Raw genomic sequence first — 18574 nt, 5'->3', positions numbered from 1 at the left:
ATATGGAAATTCTGGCAACACCTTGCAGAAATTGTCGCGTCGTACCTACGTTGCGATCATGCCGGCCACACGGTGACGTGTCGGGCGAGAGGAGCGAGGGATGTCGCAGCCCGGGCGAAGAGGTCAAGCTGTGCAGCACGAGCAGCGCACGATCGGCAGTCGGGTCAGGCGGTGGTCCGCGGTCGTGACGACCGGCGCCATGCTGGCCGTGTCACTGACGTCGGTGGGGGTGACGCCGGCACAGGCGGCATCGACCGACTTCACCATCTTCGACGGCCGCACGACCGCGCCGATCCTCATCGACCCGTCCTATGGCGGCGATCACGCCGATCGGGACTACGGACAGGTGCGTCGCGCGGTCCAGGATTTACGCCAGGACGTCGCCATGGTGACCGGGGCGATCGACCCCGGCGAGGTGCAGAGCCTGTTCGTCGACGACGAGCCGGCCAAGGAAGCGCGGCTGGCGAAGGCCGACCGCAGGAAGACGCCGGCCCTGCTGACCGAGGCCGCGGGCCAGAAGACCGCGATCATCGTCGGCCAGCTCGGTCAGAGCCGGCTGATCGACGAGATCGTCGAAGCCGGCAAGTTCGACGAGGCCGCCGGGATCGAGGGCAGGTGGGAGGCGTACGCGGCCAAGACCGTCAAGAACCCGGTCCCCGGGGTCGGCAAGGCCCTGGTGATCGCGGGCAGCGACGCCCGCGGGACGATCTACGGGATCTACTCCGTCTCCGAGGAGATCGGGGTCTCGCCGTGGTACTGGTACGCCGACGTACCGGTCAGGCAGCGCGACGACATCAAGGTCAAGGGCAAGGCCAGGGTCGACGACGGGCCGGACGTCAAATACCGCGGAATCTTCGTCAACGACGAGGAACGCACCGTCGCGTGGGCGAAGAAGAAGTTCCCCACCGGCAAGGGCACGCCTGAGGTCAACTACTACCGGCACGTCTTCGAGCTGATGTTGCGGCTCAGGCTGAACACGCTCTGGCCGGCGATGCACCTGGCCTCGACGGCGTTCAACGCGGTCACCGACACCGGGACGTACGACAACGGAACACCGGTCAACGCGCGCGAGGCGGCGGCGTTCGGCATCGTCGCGTCCTCCTCCCACGCGGAGCTGATGCTGCGCAACAACGAGGGCGAATGGCGACAGTGGTACGACCGCAACAAGGACGCGTGGGACATCAAGGGCCCGGACGCCGTGGCGGCCTTCGACTATTCGATCAACAAGCCCGCGATCCTGGAGTACTGGCGCCAGCGCGTGGTCGCCAACGCCGGCTTCGAGAACATCCTCGCCCTGGGCATCCGCGGCGTGCACGACAGCGATCCGGTGTTCACGCCCGGTAACCCGTACGGGTTCAAGGACAAGATCGAGATGTTGGCCGACGTCATCCGCGAGCAGCGCCGGCTGATCGCGGAGATCTACGGCAGAGCCGACGCCGTGCCCCAGGTGTTCATCCCCTACAAGGAGATGAACGATCTCTACAACGCCGGACTGAAGGACCACATCCCCGGCGACGTGACCCTGATGTGGGCCGAGGACAACCATGGTTACCTGCGCCAGGTGCCCACGCGGACAGAAGCGGCCCGGTCCGGCGGGAACGGCGTCTACTACCACATCTCCTACTGGGGCGAGCCGAAGAGCTACCTGTGGCTGAACTCGACGCCCATGTCCCTCATGGTGCAGCAACTGCACCGGGCGTGGAACTCCGGTGCGGGACGCTACTGGATCCTCAACGTCGGGGACATCAAGCCCGGCGAGATCAAGCTCGACCTGTTCGCCAAGCTCGCGTGGCACGTCGAGGGCTACGACGACACGAACATCGGCAAGAAGTTCCTCACCGAGCACGTGCAGAGGGACTTCCGGCTGAAGGGCGGCGACGCGGCCGCGGTCGTCGACGCGCTGGAAAGGTTCGACGTGCTCGAGAACACCAAGCGCGCCGAGTCCTGGGGGGAGGTCAACTCCTCCAACGCGAACTCGGGAAGGATCCACAACGGTCAGGTCTTCCCCTTCAGCGCCACCTCGGACGGGGACGAGCTCCAGCGCTACATCAACGAGTCCAACGAACTGGTGGCGGTTCTCGAGCGCGTTTCCGCGAAGCTCGACCCCCGCTATCGCTCCACGTTCTACCAGCAGGTGCTCCACCGAGTCCGGTCCTACCGCAACATGGCCGAGCAGATCGGCTACTACTGGAAGAACCAGCTCGCCGCCGCCCAGGGCCGTTACGCCAGCGCGGGAAGTTACGAGCTGCTCTCGAAGCAGGCCCGTCAGCGCGTCTTCACCGACGAGGACCACTGGAACACGATCAGCGACGGCAAGTGGGACGACGCCATCGGCCACAGCCATCCCGAAGGCTTCCCGAACGAGGGCGCCGTCATGCTCACCAACGACCGGTATGCCCGGGTGGCCACACCGGCCGACGCGGTGGGCGCCGCCGCCGAGGGGAGCAAGGAGCCCGGCCGCGGCACGCTGACGTTCAACTCGGCCGCGCCCGACGACAAACGCTTCTTCGACGTGTTCTCCCGGGACGACGTGGCCGACCCGCAGGAGTGGGTCGCCGAGGCGGACGCTCCGTGGATCATCCTTTCCCGGCGCTCGGGCAAGACCGCGACAGAACAGCGCGTCACGGTGACGGTCGCCAAGAAGAACCCGGCCACGACGGGGACGATCCGGGTCTTCAACGCCGTCGACGGCGTCAAGGCCGGCGACCCGGTCGCGACGTTCACGGTCAAGGCGGAGCGGGCAGCCGTGGATCTGCGCCGTGCCGCCGAGCCGGCGCACCTGGAGGCCGGCGGACACGTGACCATCGAGGCCGAGCACTTCTCCGAGAACGTGCCCGGCGCCGACGGCAGCCGCTGGGCGCCACTCCAGGGCGTGGGCCAGCGCGGGGCATCGATGGGCAGCTTCCCGGAGATCGCGCCCCGGGTCGACTCGGGCTTCGAGACGACCGCCCGCCTGAGATACCGGGTCCACTTCACCTCCACCGGGAAGTTCACCGGGACCTTCTACCGCATTCCGACGCTGAACGAGGGCACGGACGACGACGGCACGCCGCGAACCGCACGCACGGCGATCGGGCTCGACAAGCAGGCCCCCAGCCTGCTGCGCGGCAACTCCGTCGCCGGTACGAGCACCAGCCCCTGGGGATTCAACATCATGCATGCCATCGAACCCCTGCGGTTCACCGTAGACGTGACCACACCGGGCTGGCACGACCTCGTGGTCTACCGCTCGGACGCGGCGATCCTCTTCGACCGGATCATCATCGAGACCCGCGCCGGCGCGGCCGGTGACGGCCTGGTCGGCCCGCCCGAGAGCCCGAACAACATCGCCGCTCCCCAGAAGGCCACCGTGGCGCCTCTTCCGCCCGCGATGCCGGAGCTCCACCGGCTGCCCGCCATCCAGACGTCGGTGGGCGAGACGAGCACGGTCGACGGCGTGCGGGACGTGGAGGCCGCGGGGTCCGACAACACGACCGCCGCGTCGGTCGCCGTGGAGGACGGCCGCATCCGGGTCACCGGGCACAGGGTGGGGACGGCCGAGCTCTCCATCACCGCCGGTGGCGGGCAGGCCTGGGTGGCGCCGGTCACGGTGGGCAGGGCCGAGGGCTCGCCGACCGGCCCGTACGAGGAGCGGGACGGCCTGGCGGTCATCGACGCGGCCGACGCGCTCGAGAAGAGTGCCGCCGCCCACGCCACCGACAGCAACAACGGGACGCACACCTGGGCGCTGGCCCGTAACGGCCTCCAGGTCGTCCCGCCGGCCGACGCCGGCGCCAAGGCGAACTGGCTGGCGACCACCGCGGCCCAGGCCGAGGCGTTGTTCGAGGCCGGCCCGGCAGAGAAGGTCAACGGAAGCTCCGCGGCAGGCGCACCACCGCGGCTCGACTTCACCGTCGACATCCGGACCGGTGGCACGTACTACCTGTTCGCCAACACGAGCAACCCGAACCCCGACGCCGACTCCTACCACGTGCTCGTCGACGGGCAGTGGAGATACCACTCGAGCAAGTCCGGGCCGGAGACCGGGTTCGAGACCTGGTACGGCAGCACGAGCGTCGCCGCCGCCGCGCTGGCGCTCGAGCCGGGCGAGCACACGATCTCGCTGGCGCCTCGTGAGGCGGGGCTGGTGCTCAACCAGATCGTGCTGACCACGGACGACACCCCCGGCCTGACCGGCTTCCAGGACCCCAGCAGCCGGGGAGCGAGCGCGTCGTCGCAGGCGAAGGTGGGATGAGCACCTTCGCCTGGCTTCTTGCCGGACCCCAGCGCGCCGTGCAAGGCCGTGATCTCATCCCATACTTCAGTTGACATATCGGACTTGCAAAATGCAAGCTTACTGTTCGCAGGGGTTGCGGGCGGCACATGGACCTGTCATGTGCCGACATAACCCCACAGAATGGAGAACCTCATGTCCTTCCAGGCGTATCTGGACAACATTGAAGGCAAGACCGGGCTGACGCCACGGGAGTTCATCGCCCTGGCGAAGGGGCGCGGCTTCGACGACCCGTCCGTGAAAGCCGGTGCGATCATCGACTGGCTCAAGGAGGACTACGGCCTCGGACGTGGACACGCGATGGCCCTGGTGCACGTGATCAAGAAGGGTCCGCAGATCGACGCCAAACACGTCGGCAGCTCGGGCTCCCATCGCGACGAGTCCGACACGCTGTGGCTCGACGGCAAGGACAACCGGCCCTGACCAGCCAGCCCCTGACCAGCCGGCCAACCTGAAGAAGGACTAGATCGCACGAGAGTCTGGTCGAAGGACGGCAGGGTCACGTGACCTTCTCTCGCGGCGCCCTCGGGCCAGATGGCGGTCACGGGGAAATCGCGAGCAATTGTCATGAAGGCTGGGCGGCAGGGGCGCAGAGCTCGCGGTATGCCTCGCGCAGTTCGGCGGCCTCGGGTGCGCGTCTTGTTTCCAAACCTCTGACCACCTCGGCTGCCCGCCAGTAGTTGGACGGAACGAGGAGTCCGCTGGTCATCGCGGTGAGAGTCAGGTGTCCAGCCTCGTCGGGCTGGTCGGCGGCCAGGAGCGCGAGCGCCAGGTCGAGCCGCGCGGCCACCGCCCTGCGTGGCCGTGGCGGGCCGTCTGTCGTCGACTCCAGCCGGGCGAGCACTCCTCGGGAGTACGGCTCGGCCGATGGATCACCGAGCCAGCACAAGGTGGTCGCGATATAGGCGTCGGACTTGGCGGGATCGTACCGGAAGTGGTGTTCGGGCCGGTCTGGGACATGCAGAGGCGCGACGAGCCGCATCACCCGGTTCAGCGTCTCGTGGGTCTCCCGGGCCTCGCCGAGGCGTGCACAAGCCCGGCCCTCCTGCGCGGTCGCCTGGATGTACGCCGAACTTCCGCTGGGCGCGACTCGTTGCGCTGCCAGGGCAAAGGTCAGGGCTCGACCGAAGTCGCCTTCTGTGAGGACCTGCCACGCCTCCGTCTCCAGACACCAGGCGGCGATCTCGCGATGCTCTGTTTCCTTGGCGAGCTGGGCAGCCGTCCGAAGCCGCGCGGCGGCGGCCGGAAACCAGCGCAGGTCGATGAGGCAGGTCGCGGCGAGGAGAGAGAGCCAGCCGCCGGCCACCAGGAGCCGCCGATGCTCGGTGAGCGTCTTCTTGGAGTCCAGGAGTTGGGAGACGTAGTAGAGGTGACGGCGCACCCGCACCAGCAACTCGCGGGGCGGAGTCTCGGGGTAGGCCACGGCCAGGTCATCGACCGCCAGTTCCAGCCGTTCGAGTGTCTCCCGCCCGACCTCGGTGGCGGCGGCGCGGCGAGCCAGTTCCAGAGCGTCCCACTCGTCGTCACCGGCGAACCCGAGGGTTCCATGGTTGTGCTCGAACAACTCGTCCTCGGTGAGGTCGAAGGCGCGGGCGTACAGGAGGCGGTAGGGGTCGTCGGGCTGGTTGTGCCCGGCCTCGTACGCCTTGATCCGGCGCACGATGCTCTCCCGGGAAGGGAGCCGAGCGCGTACGTCGTCGTCAGCCGCCTCGGCCAGGCGTCGGGCCATGTCCTTCTGGCTCCAGAACCGGTTGCGGCGCTCGGCGCGCAGCCGTACGGCCCATGCCGGAAGTTCGGTCACCATCGTGAGCACCTCGCTGTCAGACCTTGGGGACGTTCTGACCGCCCTTAGTGTCCCCCGATCACACCTGTGATCAAAGAATTACTCGCTGTTGTAATCGGAGGTGACGTGATCGAAGCCGGGGTCCGTAGGCGCTGGAACCGCCGTACGGACCCCTTGATCAGGATGGTGGTCCTGACCCATGACACACGATAGGGCTGTAGCCGTCGCAAGTCCGGTGTTCGCCGGGTGGCGCATCATGCGCAGCGACGCCGGGCGGTTCTGGGCGACCCGCGAGCGACCGTTCCCCCGGGCCGTCGAGGACGCGGGCGCGCACCGGACGGTTGACGCCGACGACCTGGTGGGGTTGTGCCAGGCCATCGCGGACCAGGAGGGCATCGCCGAGCGGAAGTGCCGGATCGTACGGACAACGCGGTGACCGCGTTCGCCGTCGTTCTCGCTCCGCCTGAGGTCCTCACGGACGAGGACTGCCCGGGGATTTCACCGTATCCGGCCGTGCCGCGCTCCGGGTGTACGGCGCTGCGGTGGATCGAGCAGGGTCTCGGGCCCGGCCGGGTCGTCGCGTACACCTGCTCTTGCCAGATGACCGCCTACGAGCTGGTCGCCTGCGGCGGCGTCTACCAGATCCGCCGCCGGACCCTTCCCCGCCAGGGCGTGCCGCCCGTGTCCTGGACGGCTGAGTGGTGGCGCCGTGGGGAAGCGCAAGAGTGGTGGCGCCGTCTGCTCGCCGGCCAGGCCCGATGAGCCGCCATCCGAACACGTCTTTCGTATACTCACCGTAAGAGCTCAGTGCCTTTGCGCTACTCAAGCTACGGGCGGATATCGATCACACTCGCCGCCATGTCGACCATCGATGCAGCTCGTGGGACATCTAGTACTACCTGGCAATATGGACATATCTTCGAGCGGCATGGGCATCTGCAGTACCATAAGACACGCATTCGAACATTTGTTTGGAGAGTAGGATGCGGATCACTGAAGAGCAGTCACGACTGCTCGCGATATGCATGGTCAAAGGCGTTAGCTGGTACCTCATCGCGCGAGAGGCTCAACGTCCCAACGGCTTGGCGCGCCTGTGGTCGGGCGACATCATCGAGTCCTCCCCTGAGGCGACCAAAGCCAGAGCCCTCATCGCCAACAGCGCCCAGGAGCTCAATCGTTACGTCGACTCTGCCGTCAAGCAGGCCGAACTCGCGGCCGACAGCGGGGCTCGACTCGTCACTGTCCTGGACAAGGAGTACCCCGCCACCCTCCGGTTGATCTTCAATCTCCCACCGTTCCTGTTCGTCCGGGGCGAGCTGCGCGAAGAGGACCTGCGCAGCGTGGCCGTCGTCGGCACCCGCCAGGCGAGCGATGATGGACTACGCCGGGCACGCCGGATGTCCGCCCTGCTCACCGAACGTCAGGTCACCGTCGTGTCCGGCCTCGCCCGAGGCGTTGACACCGCGGCGCATACTGCGGCGCTCGATACCGGCGGCAGGACGATCGCGGTCGTGGGGACAGGCATCCTGCGCTGCTACCCGGCCGAGAACCGCGCCCTGGCCGACCGGATCGCCGAGAACGGGGCCGTGGTCTCCCAGTTCTGGCCGGAAGCCAACGGCGCGACCTATACCTTTCCCCGCCGCAATGTCACCATGTCCGGCATCGCGCAAGGCACGGTGGTGATCGAAGCCGCGAGCACGTCCGGGGCGAAGATGCAGGCGCGGCTGGCGCTGGAGCATGGCAAAAGGGTGTTCCTGCTACGTAGCCTCACCGAGGCTCAACCGTGGGCACAGGAGTATGTCAAGACGCGCGGGGCGCTCATGGTGGAGGACGTGGACGATGTCGTGAAGAGCCTGTCCAGCCCGGATCGCATCCAAGCGGTCAACGAGTCCCGCGCTCAACTGACCCTCGACTTCGAAGATCTGAACCTGGAGGAGCCGTCGCCCGGGGCGCTGTGGTGACCAAACCAGGGCGGTTGGCCTACGGCGACGGCCCACCCCCCGCCGGGTTCGGCAGTTGCGGCGAATGCCCCTACTTGCAAGCGGGGCACGTCCGCATCTGCCACGAGTGCGCATCGGAGAGCTTGCAGCCGCCGAACGAACCCAACTGCCGGATCTGCCGCCAAGCGTTGCGGAGTGGCGAGCTCACCTGCTCCAACAGGCTCTGCAGCGACCCACAACGTGCTTTCGAGTGGACGGCCGTCGTCGGGGTCAAGGCCGGCACCCTGGAGCAGGGGGTTCTCCGACTGAAGCGCGGGGCATACGGCTGGGGGATGATCTTCGCACGGATCATCTTGGGCCACCTCTACACCCACCCCGAACTCGTCGACGAGGTGGACGCCATCATCCCGATGCCCGCCTATCTTGGGCCACACCAGGCACGCAAAGGCAATGATCACACTGGGTACGTCATCGAACGGGCGATCCTCGAAGACGATGAGAATCTCCCATTCGTGCTGGATCCGCCGCTCATCGAGAAGACGCGAGCCACTCCCCGCATGCGAGACACGACCTCGCTTATTGAGCGTCAGATCGCGTCGCATGAGCTGTACGCCGCGCTACATGTGCCGGACCCGGCCCGCGTGCGAGGCCGACGCGTCATGGTCTACGACGACGTCTTCACCGCCGGCAGTAGCCTCAACGCGGTGGCCATGCGGCTCAAGGCGAGCGGCGCGGTGCACGTGTACGGGCTCACTCTGGCTCGCGCTCAGTGGCGCTGAACGCCGGCGAAGCCGCGGGGAGAGCGGCCGGCCCGCCCCGCCGGTCGGGGGGTCGAGCCCGGCCGGCGGGGCCACGGGTGGCCTGGCGTACGCCCAGGGGTTCAGGTCGCCGGCCCGTAGGTCCCGCCCGCACGCCCCCTTCCGGGCGGGACGGCAGGCGGTCACATCGGCGGGATTGTCGGTGGCGGAGGATACGGTTGAGCGGTGGAACTCTCCCCCCAGCAGGTGCTCCGCCTGCGGATGTCCAGCCTGCTGCTCCGAGCGTCGCCCGGCGATGCCAGGCGGGCGACGAGCGTGGCCGAGGTGGTGAGCTGGCTCGGGGCGATGCAGGCGCAAGACCTGGCCAGCGGTCTGTGGTCGTTCGGCGTGCGCCTGCCCGGACTCACCGCCGCCGACGTCACCGCCGCTCTGGAGCGGCGTGAGGCGCTGCGCACGTGGCCGATGCGCGGCACCATCCATTTCGTCCCGTCCCGCGACGCCCGCTGGATGGTCGAGCTCATGGGCGTCCGGGTGCTGAACGGCGCGGCGAGGCGGCGCGAATACCTCGGTCTCTCGGAGGAGACCGCCGTTCAGGCCATGGAGGTGCTGGGCGCGGCCCTGGCCGGCGGCGGGCGGCTGAGCCGGTCGGAGTGCCTGGCCGTGCTGGCCGACAAGGGCATCGACACCGGTGGGCAGCGCGGCTACCACCTGCTGTGGTACGCCAGCCAGCGGGGCCTGCTGTGCATCGCCCCCAACATCGGCAACGAGCAGAGCTTCGTCCTGCTCGACGAGTGGGTTCCCGACCCGCACCGGCCGGAGCGCGACGAGGCGCTGGGCACCATCGCCCTGCGCTACTTCCGCGGCCGCGGGCCGGCCACCCGGCACGACTTCGCGGGATGGACCGGCCTGACCGCGGCCGACGCCAAACGCGGCATCGCCGTGGCCGGAGAAGCGCTGGCCAGGGTTACCGTCCACGGGGTGGAGACGCACCTCGACGCCGCGCTCCTCGACACCGCCCCTCTCCCAGCCGGAGACGACGAGGTGCTCGTGCTGCCCGGGTTCGACGAATACCTGCTGGGCTACAAAGACCGCTCACTCATGGTCGCCGACGAGCACAAGGCAGCCATCATCCCCGGGAACAACGGTGTCTTCCAGTCCACGGTGGTACGCGCCGGCCGGGTCGTGGCCACCTGGAAACGCACCCTCACGAAGAGCCGGGTGCGGATCGCCGTGCAGCCGCTCGTACCACTCCACAGAAGCGAACGGGCGGAGGTTGAGCGGGCGTTCGAGCAGTACACGCGGTTCGTGGAACGCACCCCGGAGGTGCGCTGGCCGTGACCCGGCGTTACGCCGACGGGGTGGCCAAGGGCCTTCAGGCCTGGTCGTTGATCTTTTCCAGTTCGGCGACGTCCTCATCGCTGAGCGCGAGTCCGGCGCCGATGGCGTTCTCCCGCAGGTGCCGCACGGAGGAGGTCCCCGGGATCAGCAGGATGTTCGGCGAGCGCTGCAGCAGCCACGCCAGCGCGACGGAGATCGGTGTGGCGTTCAGTCGGGCCGCCACTGCGGAAAGCGCCTCGGACTGGAGCGGGCTGAAGCCGCCGAGCGGGAAGAAGGGTACGTACGCGATCTTCTCGGCGGCGAGCCGGTCGATGAGCTCGTCGTCGTGGCGGAAGGCGAGATTGTACATGTTCTGCACGCTCACGATCGGCGCGATCGCCTGGGCTTCGGCGACCTGTTCCGCTGTCGCGTTGCTCACGCCGAGGTGCCGGATCAGGCCCTGCTGCCGCAGCTCGACGAGCGTTTCGAGGGCGCGGGAAAGCGAGCCCGCCTGGGGCCCCTCGGCGTTGCCGAGGCGCAGGTGGACCAGGTCCAGCGTGTCGAGCCCGAGGCCGTCGAGGTTCGCGTCGATCGCGCGGCGCAGCTGGTCGGGCTCACGAGCCGGCGGCCATCCGCCCTGCTCGTCACGGGTCGCGCCGACCTTCGTGACCACGTGCAGCGAGCCGGGGTACGGGTGCAGCGCTTCGCGGATGAGCTCGTTGGTGACGCGGGGGCCGTAGGCGTCGGCGGTGTCGATGTGGGTGATGCCGAGGTCGACGGCCTCGCGGAGGACGGCGAGGGCCTCGTCGCGATCCGCGGGCGGGCCCATCACCCCGGGCCCGGCGAGCTGCATGGCGCCGTAGCCGAATCGGGTGACGGTCAGGTCGCCCAGGGTCCAGGTGCCGCCGGGTAGGGAGTCAGAGGTCGTGCTCACGTTCTGGCCTTTCGTAGGAGGGGGAGACGCTCGCCGTCCGGGCGTTTCCCGGCACCACATGGTGCTGGTGAGGAGGCGACGCCGTCCAAGACCGGTTCGATCAGGCCTGATACCCCACCGGTATCCTGCGTTGGTGGACGGGCTGGAAACTCGCGAACTTCGGTATTTCGTGGCGGTGGCCGAAGAGCTGCACTTCGGCCGTGCCGCGGAGCGCCTGAACATGGCCCAGCCGCCGCTGTCCCGCGCCATCCAGCAGCTGGAGCGCCGCCTGGGGGTCGTGCTGCTGGACCGGGGCCGCGGGGGCGTCTCGCTCACCACCGCAGGTGAGACCATGCTGGTGGAAGCCCGAGCGGCACTCGATGCCGTCGCCGCAGCCGTACGCCGCACCCGCCGCGCCGCATCGGCGCAGTCCTCCCTGGTGCTCACCACGAAGGCAGGCGCCTCCCACGAGTTGCTGAAAGAGCTTCTCGACTCCTACGCCGCACGGCCCGGTGCCGTGGACATCGACGTGGTGTTGTGCGAGATCGGTGAGCAGCGGAGACTCCTGCGCGACGGTCGTGCCGACGTGGCGATCATGCACGCTCCTTTCGACGTGATGACCGGCCTCGACAGCGCTGAGATCCTGACGGAAGACCAGGTCGCCATCGTGCCGGCGTCGCATCCGCTCGCCCGGCGCTCCAGCCTGACCATGGCCGAGGTCAGCGATGTCCCCGACCTGCCGATCGCCCGCTGGCCACGCCATGACGACACCTATCCGCCCGGCCCAGGACCAGAGGTCCACAGCCAGAGCCAGCTGGCCCAACTCGTCGCTCTCGGGCGAACGCTCCTGGTCATTCCCGCGTCCAGCCGCGCCTGGCAGCGGCCGGAACACGCCGCGGTCCCCGTTCTCGACGCTCCTCCGGTCACGACCCTGCTCGCCTGGCCCGCCGGGGTGCGATCCACGGCACTGGCCGAACTCGTGGAAACGGCCGGACGCCTGAAAGAGGGCGGCAGAGCGCACCCTTGACAACCTTTGCCAGGTTCCGGGCGCAGGTTCCGGGCGCAGGTTCCGGGCACTGTGGGCCGCTGGGCTCGATCTCGCGTGACCCTCCCACGCACGCCGAAGGCGGTGGCCCGCGCCACCGCCTTCGACTCGCGCGGACCAGGTCCGCGCCACCACCCTCGACGTACGGGAACTATGCCTGCGCGCCGACCGGCTCGGGCGCGGCCTGCGGCGTCGCGGGGGAGGCGGGCGCCCGGCGGGAGGGCTTGGTGCGGGGGAACAGCACGACCGTGGCCAGGATGGTGGCGGCGGTGATCCACCAGGCGGTGGCCAGGCCCAGGTGCATCGCGACCCAGCCCAGGCCCGCCGCCGCCACGGCGCCGCCGGCCTGCAGGAGCAGCGAGTCGACCGACAGGAGCGTGGTGCGCTCCGCCGAGGTGGCACGCCGGTGCAGCATCTCGCCGCGGAGCAGTTCGCTGATGCCGCACCCCAGGTAGAGGGTGACGTAGCCGAGCCCGGCGAGCACGATGCCCAGGGTGCCGCCGAGCGGGGTGGAGGCGGCGAGGATCGACAGGGCCGCCGCGGTGACGCAGGTGCCGATGACGGCTCCCCGTCGCGAGCCGCGCGCCACCCGGGCGGCCAGGGGGGCCAGCGCGCTGCCGAGGGCGCTGCCCGCGTAGCCGATGGCGCCGACCACGGCGTAGATCATGCCCGCGCTCTCCGGCTGCCCGGTGAGGTCCTGCAGCCGGCTCGGGGTGAAGATCTCGATGGAGGTGAGCACGACTCCCACGCCGCCCGCGACGAGCAGCAGCCTGGTGATGGCGCGCTCGCGCAGCCCGCTGCGCAGCCCGCCGGTGATCGCGACCGGCACGCCGCGCAGCACGTGTGCGAACGAGGCGCGGCGGCGCGGCGGCTCGGGCATGGCCACGAGGGTGACGACGAACTGCACGGCGGCGGCCGCGGCGGCCAGCAGCATGGGCACCGACAGCGGGACGAGCGGGCCGAACGACCAGGACGAGGGCAGCGCCAGCGGAACGATGCCGCCGACGAGCGTGCCGCCGCACAGCGCGATGGATGACATGGACGCGCCGCGGGCCAGGCCGGGCTTGAGGTTGGCGTCGGGGCCGTCGATGGTGTGCATGGTGTCGACGTACCACGCCTGGGCGGGGCCGCTGGCCAGGGCGCGGGAGACCGCCTTGAGCACGAAGGCGACGGCGAAGAGCCCGAAGCCGGTGGCCAGGCCCATCAGGAGCAGGCTCGCCAGGGCGAAGACGGCGGAGGCCGCGATCGTCGTGCGGCGGCCGATGACGTCGGCCAGCCCGCCGGTGGGCAACTCCAGGGAGACGACCGCGATGGAGTGGATCGCCATGACGAGGCCGACGGTGGCGACGTCCATGCCGCGCTGGAGCATCAGCAGGACCATGGGCGCTCCCATCAGGCCGGCAGGCAGCCAGGCGAGGAAGCTGATGAGGGCGTAGCGGCCGGCTGCGGCGCGGGCGGTGAGGGGCGCTGTGGTGGCTGAGTCCGCTGTCATGTCTTCACGATAGATTCGCAAAGACATTTTTGCAAATACAATTTTGCGATCTTGGCACGAAAAAGGGCGGACCGTGGTGGTCCGCCCCTTCTACCTGCGGGTTCAGCCGATGCTAGTCCCAGGGCGTGTCGTCGTTGGTGGGGGTGGGGCCGTCCCAGGGGGTGTCGTTGGTGGGGGTGGGCTGGTCCCAGGGGGTGTCGGTGGTGGGGGTGGGTCCGTCCCAGGGGGTGTCGGCGTAGGCGATGGCGGTGGCGGGGCCGAGCAGGGTGGCGAGGGAGATCGTGGCGGTGATGACGATCTTCTTGATCTGCATGGCGGGGACCCCTTCACCTGGGCTTTCGGCTGGTTGCTGCGATGCCTCAGAAGGTATGGAAGGCGTCATTCGCGGCCCTATCGCGCGGCTTATCGCCGCCGGGCGGTTCCCGTGATAGCGCCACGATGGGGCCATGATGGCCAACTTCCCAACATAAGAGGCATGAGTCCTATCGCCGTGGGCGCGTCGCCGGCAGAGGGAGGCCAAGGATGGAGATGAGGACGAGAGACGACGAACCGCCGAGACCGCCGGCGTGGGACGCTCTGGAGCACGCGTGGCAGCACGCGTCCACGGGCGCGAGCCGGTTCGCCGAGGTGGCCGGCGATCCCGGACTCGGCAAGTCCCATCTGCTCGGCCTGCTGGCCGAACACGTGCGCTCCCATGGCGGGACCGCGGTGCTGGCCAGCGCGCGATCCGTACCGCGCGGCCCGTACGCGCTGCTGCAGGACGCCTGCGAGTGCCTCGGTGAGGACCTCGGCCTGGACGAGTGCGACCCCCACGACCCCCACGCCGTCGGCAGGCTCATGCGCGACCGGCTCGGACAGCGCGCCGGCGGCGGCCCCCTGCTGGTCGTCCTGGACGACGCGCACGCCGCCGACGAGGCATCGCTGCGCGCTCTGTGCTTCCTGACCAGGCACCGTCCCTCCGGCCCGCTGCTCGTCTGCGTCTCCTACCGGCCGCGACAGGCGCCCGCGCTGCTCGCCTCGGTGCTGGCCGGCCTGGACCGCGAGGACACCCGTCTCTCCCTCGCGCCCGCCTGCGACGCGACCGCGGCCCGCCTCCTTCGCGCCGACGCCGACGACGTACGGGTCAGGCCCGTCAACCGATTCTGCGAGGGCAACCCGCTGTATCTCGCCGCGCTGGCCAAGGGACGTGGACTCGATCTCGTCCCGCCGGGCGGAGACTGGCGGCAGCCCCTCCTGCCGCCGGGCGTCGCCGCCGAGCTGACCCGCGACCTGGCGGAGCTCGGTGCGACGGCGCAACTCGTCGCGCGTGCCGCCGCCGTGGCCGGCGAGCGGTTCAACCTCGGGCTGGTCACGGCCATCTGCGGCATCGACGGCGAACGCGTCCTGCTGGGGCTGGACGAGCTGGTCAGCGCGGACGTGGTACGCCACTCGGAGCGGAACTACGCCTTCCGCCACCCGCTGACCTGGAAGGCGACGCTGGAGACCACCGGGCACGCCTGGCGGATCACCGCGCACCGGCGCGCGCTGGACGCGCTCAAGGCCCGCGGGGCTCCGGCCCAGGAGTACGCCGGACACCTGGAATGGGCCGCCGGCGAGGACGGGCCGTCGTTGTCGCGGGAGTTCGCCGCCGCGGGCCGCGCCGTGCTTGCGGTACGTCCCGCGCTCGCGGCCCACTGGCTCGACCTGGCCGTCCAGCACGCCCCCGGCCAGGGCCCCGGCCTTCTGCTCGACCGGGCCGCCGCGACCCTCGAGGCCGGCCACCTCCGCCGGGCCTACCGGCTCTCCCTGGAGGCGTCCGACACCTCGCTCGAGGCCGGCTCGCCGGACCGCGTGCGGGCGTTGCGGATGGCGGCGTACGCGGGCCGCCTGCTCGGGCGGACGGCCGAGGCGGGAGCGCTGCTGTTCGAGGCGCTGGACGTCGCCGAGGAGCCGGGAGATCGGGCCGAGACGGCGCTGTGGCTGGCGATCACGCAGCTCTCGGACGTGGAGCCCGGGCTCGACCTCTGCCGGCTGCGGCAGCAGCTCGGCCACCTCGCCGCGCACGGTTGCCGGGTCACCCGCGCCCTCTGCTCGGCCGTGCACGCCGTGTGCGAGGCCCTCATGGGCGAGGGCGGCACGTCGAACGATCTGCGTACCGCGATCCGGCTGGTCGACCAGACGCCGGACGCCGAGCTCGCCGGCCGGCTCGATCTGGTCGCCTGGCTGTGCTGGGCGGAGCTGCGCCTGGAGCGGCACGCGGACGCGCTGCGCCACAGCCGCAGGGCCGCCGCCCTCGCTCGCGCCGCCGGCCGTGCCGTGCCGCTCGGCCTGCTGCTCACGGTGGCGGGAAGCGCGGCGGGGTACCTGAGCCGTCCGGCCGAGTCGGCCGCGGCGCTGGACGAGGCGGTGGCCGTACTGGCCGGCGAGGATCACGCCTACCTGCGGGCGCACGCGTTGATCGAGCGGTCGGCGACCGCGCGGCGGGGCGGTGACCTGCCGGCCGCGGCACGCTGGGCCGGGCGCGCGCTGGCCGCGACGCCCGACCGGCTGGCGGCCGCGCACCTTTCCGCCGCACGCCTGGGCGCGGGGGAGGCGCCGGAGCGGGACGCGGGGGAGTTCCTCCGGCACGCAGGCGGCCCGCGGCTGTCCGCGCTGCCGGCGCTGTACCGGGCGGACTTCTACCTGGCCGTGATCACGGCGGGCAGGGCGCTGGGGCTGACCGACCAGCTCGCGCACTGGGGAGAGCTCCTGGAGAAGGAGGCGGACGCGACGGGGCTGGCCGGGCGGATCGGCCTCAGCATGGTCGCCTCGGCGACGGCGCTGCTGGCCGCCGGCCAGCCGGCCAAGGCCGCGGCCAGAGCGGCGGCGGCGGCCGACCTGATGGACCGGGAGGGGGCTTCCGGCTCGGCCGCGCACGTCCGCGCCCTGGCCGAGTCGGTACGCGGCCAGGCGGAGGAGCGTTCCCGTACGCCCGACGGCACCACGATGGACCTGCTCACCTGCCGCGAGCTGGAGATCGCCGAGCTCGTCAGCAGCGGCGTCACCAACGGCCAGGTGGCCCGCCGCCTGGGCGTGAGCGAGAAAACCGTGGAAGGGCACCTGTCCCGCGTCTACAGAAAACTGGACATTCCCTCGCGCGCCGCCCTGGCGACATTGTTCACCCGGTCGCATTTCGGCGACCCGGCCATTGATCAGGGGAATTCCCTGACCCGGCAGGACGAGGGGATTCCCCGGCTGTTGCCGGGCTGAATACCCGGAGAACCTGGTCTCATCGGCCTCTTGACCACTGACGAGGAGCGACCGGAAATGACGAGCGTAGAGATATTCGAAGACCTCGGCCAGCGGGACGCATTCGGCCCTCTGGTGTCCCGGACCCGCAAATTCCTGGTGTCCAGTGTTCCCTCCGATTCGCACATGTGGAACCTGGTCGCCCTACAGATCCTCCTGGAGGAGATGGGACACGAGGTCGTCAATCTCGGCGCCTGCGTTCCCACGGACCTGCTGCTGCGGCAGTGCCACGCGGAGCGCCCCGACTGCGTGGTCATCAGCAGCGTCAACGGCCATGGCCACATCGACGGGGCCCGGCTCATCACCGCCCTGCGCGCCGACCCCGGGCTCGCCGGGCTCAACGTCGTCATCGGGGGCAAGCTCGGCGTCGAGGGCGAGGCGAACAGCCAGTTCGAGCAGGAGCTGCTGGAGCTGGGGTTCGACGCGGTGTTCCACGTCGGCGCGGGAGACTCCGCCCACGCGATCGAGGCGTTCCGCCGCTACATCGGCTCGCATGTGCAGCAGGTGACGTGATGGTGCGCTCGCTGTTCACCGAGTTCGTCGCCCTGGTCAGGAAGGCCGGGACGCTGATCGTGCAGCCGAGGATGGGCTTCGACGATCCGGCTCTCATGCGACGAGGGCTGCTGGCCGTACGGTCGGCGGGCGTGACGGCGATCGGCACCGTCACGCTGGACAGCTACACGCGCCAGGGGGAGCACGACCGGGCCGAGATGGCGGTCGAGTCGGGCCTGCGGCTCAACGGCTACCCGCTGGTCGCGCACGGGGCGGAGACCACCGCGCGCATGCTCGACGGCGTCATCGGCGCCGGTTTCCCGGTCCAGGTGCGGCACGGCTCCCCGTTCCCCGAGCAGATCTTCCGCGCCATGCTCGACGCCGGCGTGGACGCCTCGGAAGGGGGGCCGGTCTCCTACTGCCTGCCCTACAGCAGGATGCCGCTGCGCGAGTCCGCCGTCGCGTGGTCCAAGGCCGCCCGGCTGCTGGCCGAGCAGCGCGAGCGGGGCGTGTCGTGCCATCTCGAATCGTTCGGCGGCTGCATGCTGGGCCAGCTCTGCCCGCCGAGCCTGCTGGTCGCGCTCTCCGTCCTGGAATGCCTGTTCTTCCAGGAGCACGGCGTGCCGAGCGTGTCGGCGAGCTACGCCCAGCAGACCCACCAACGGCAGGACGCCCAGGCCCTGACGGCGCTGCGGCGGTTGTGCGCCGAGCATCTGACCGGCGTCGACTGGCACGTGGTGCTCTACACGTTCATGGGGCTCTTCCCCGAGAGCGTCACCGGCGCGCAGCAGCTCATCAGGGAAAGCGCCCGGCTGGCCGCGGCCACCGGGACCGAACGGCTCATCGTGAAGACCGTCGCCGAGGCGCATCGGATCCCCTCCATCGAGGAGAACACGGCGGCGCTGCGCCTGGCCCACGACGCGGCTCGGGAGCAGGCCGGGCCCGCCTCGACCCCGTCCGCCGACGCGGACTCGGAGATCTATCACCAGGCCAAGGTGCTCGTGGACGAGGTACGCGGCCTGGCCCCCTCACTCACGCAGGCCCTGCCGGCCGCCTTCGAGCGCGGGCTGCTGGACGTTCCGTACTGCCTGCACCCCGACAACCGCAACCGGACGCGGACCGTGATCGGCGCCGACGGGCTCCAGTGGAGCGACACGGGCGCCATGCCCATTCCCGCAGGCCTGGGCGGCGGGCGCATCGGCTCCCGCCGTTTCCTGGCCGACCTGTCGTTCCACCGGCGCAGGCTCGACCCGGCCCCGCAGGCGAACTTCTCTTCGAGAGCCAGGTGAATACG

The 18574-nt window shown here is 70.1% G+C and carries 15 protein-coding genes; 11 read left to right on the top strand and 4 right to left on the bottom strand.

Annotated features, from left to right (window positions below; all coding sequences use genetic code 11):
• Nucleotides 1-130 precede the first annotated feature (130 nt).
• Nucleotides 131-4234: a glycosyl hydrolase 115 family protein gene (locus ACZ6SA_RS22350; protein WP_465830058.1), complete on the top strand. Its 4104-nt coding sequence runs from the start codon at nucleotides 131-133 to the stop codon at nucleotides 4232-4234.
• 174 nt (nucleotides 4235-4408) lie between these two features.
• Nucleotides 4409-4696 (top strand): DUF4287 domain-containing protein, encoded by a 288-nt coding sequence (locus ACZ6SA_RS22345; RefSeq protein WP_347643540.1) that lies wholly within the window; start codon nucleotides 4409-4411, stop codon nucleotides 4694-4696.
• Between the two features lie 142 nt (nucleotides 4697-4838).
• Here ACZ6SA_RS22345 and ACZ6SA_RS22340 read toward each other — a convergent pair whose 3' ends face one another.
• Complete coding sequence (locus ACZ6SA_RS22340; RefSeq protein WP_465830055.1) at nucleotides 4839-6077, bottom strand: helix-turn-helix transcriptional regulator; 1239 nt, start codon at nucleotides 6075-6077, stop codon at nucleotides 4839-4841.
• A gap of 235 nt (nucleotides 6078-6312) precedes the next feature.
• Between ACZ6SA_RS22340 and ACZ6SA_RS22335 the strand changes: the two genes are divergently transcribed.
• From ACZ6SA_RS22335 to ACZ6SA_RS22315, 5 genes are all read left to right on the top strand, one after another.
• Nucleotides 6313-6492: a hypothetical protein gene (locus ACZ6SA_RS22335; RefSeq protein ID WP_347643543.1), complete on the top strand. Its 180-nt coding sequence runs from the start codon at nucleotides 6313-6315 to the stop codon at nucleotides 6490-6492.
• Nucleotides 6489-6818 (top strand): hypothetical protein, encoded by a 330-nt coding sequence (locus tag ACZ6SA_RS22330; RefSeq protein WP_465830053.1) that lies wholly within the window; start codon nucleotides 6489-6491, stop codon nucleotides 6816-6818. The genes ACZ6SA_RS22335 and ACZ6SA_RS22330 overlap by 4 nt, the downstream gene beginning before the upstream one ends.
• Nucleotides 6819-7039: 221 nt before the next feature.
• Nucleotides 7040-8017: a DNA-processing protein DprA gene (dprA, locus tag ACZ6SA_RS22325; RefSeq protein ID WP_347643545.1), complete on the top strand. Its 978-nt coding sequence runs from the start codon at nucleotides 7040-7042 to the stop codon at nucleotides 8015-8017.
• A gap of 311 nt (nucleotides 8018-8328) precedes the next feature.
• Nucleotides 8329-8775 (top strand): ComF family protein, encoded by a 447-nt coding sequence (locus ACZ6SA_RS22320; protein WP_347643546.1) that lies wholly within the window; start codon nucleotides 8329-8331, stop codon nucleotides 8773-8775.
• 204 nt (nucleotides 8776-8979) lie between these two features.
• The gene (locus ACZ6SA_RS22315) at nucleotides 8980-10092 is read left to right on the top strand and encodes a winged helix DNA-binding domain-containing protein (RefSeq protein WP_347643547.1); all 1113 of its coding nucleotides are present in this window, start codon (nucleotides 8980-8982) and stop codon (nucleotides 10090-10092) included.
• 34 nt (nucleotides 10093-10126) lie between these two features.
• Here the strand turns inward: ACZ6SA_RS22315 and ACZ6SA_RS22310 are convergent, their stop codons facing one another.
• Nucleotides 10127-11005 carry an aldo/keto reductase family oxidoreductase gene (locus ACZ6SA_RS22310; RefSeq protein WP_347643548.1) on the bottom strand — a complete coding sequence of 293 codons (879 nt, stop codon included), beginning with the start codon at nucleotides 11003-11005 and terminating at the stop codon, nucleotides 10127-10129.
• A gap of 133 nt (nucleotides 11006-11138) precedes the next feature.
• Here ACZ6SA_RS22310 and ACZ6SA_RS22305 point away from each other — a divergent pair, with 133 nt between their 5' ends.
• Nucleotides 11139-12011, top strand: coding sequence for a LysR family transcriptional regulator (locus tag ACZ6SA_RS22305; RefSeq protein WP_465830050.1), 873 nt, complete (start codon nucleotides 11139-11141; stop codon nucleotides 12009-12011).
• A gap of 169 nt (nucleotides 12012-12180) precedes the next feature.
• Here ACZ6SA_RS22305 and ACZ6SA_RS22300 read toward each other — a convergent pair whose 3' ends face one another.
• Nucleotides 12181-13521 (bottom strand): MFS transporter, encoded by a 1341-nt coding sequence (locus ACZ6SA_RS22300; RefSeq protein WP_347643550.1) that lies wholly within the window; start codon nucleotides 13519-13521, stop codon nucleotides 12181-12183.
• 112 nt (nucleotides 13522-13633) lie between these two features.
• A complete protein-coding gene (locus tag ACZ6SA_RS22295) occupies nucleotides 13634-13834 on the bottom strand; it encodes a hypothetical protein (RefSeq protein WP_347643551.1) in 201 nt (66 codons plus the stop codon).
• Nucleotides 13835-14049: 215 nt separating this feature from the next.
• Between ACZ6SA_RS22295 and ACZ6SA_RS22290 the strand changes: the two genes are divergently transcribed.
• Genes ACZ6SA_RS22290 through ACZ6SA_RS22280 form a run of 3 tightly spaced genes read left to right on the top strand, consistent with a single transcriptional unit; the run spans nucleotide 14050 to nucleotide 18569 of the window.
• On the top strand, nucleotides 14050-16749 hold the full coding sequence (locus ACZ6SA_RS22290) for a LuxR C-terminal-related transcriptional regulator (RefSeq protein ID WP_465830047.1): 2700 nt from the start codon (nucleotides 14050-14052) through the stop codon (nucleotides 16747-16749).
• Between the two features lie 57 nt (nucleotides 16750-16806).
• A complete protein-coding gene (locus ACZ6SA_RS22285; RefSeq protein WP_347643553.1) occupies nucleotides 16807-17301 on the top strand; it encodes a cobalamin B12-binding domain-containing protein in 495 nt (164 codons plus the stop codon).
• A complete protein-coding gene (locus tag ACZ6SA_RS22280; protein ID WP_465830044.1) occupies nucleotides 17301-18569 on the top strand; it encodes a methylaspartate mutase in 1269 nt (422 codons plus the stop codon). The genes ACZ6SA_RS22285 and ACZ6SA_RS22280 overlap by 1 nt, the downstream gene beginning before the upstream one ends.
• The last annotated feature ends 5 nt before the right edge of the window (nucleotides 18570-18574 follow it).

The organism is Nonomuraea sp. NPDC049378 (assembly GCF_055586745.1).
The sequence above is the reverse complement of the archived record's forward strand: the minus strand, read 5'-3'. Positions and strand labels throughout refer to the sequence as shown.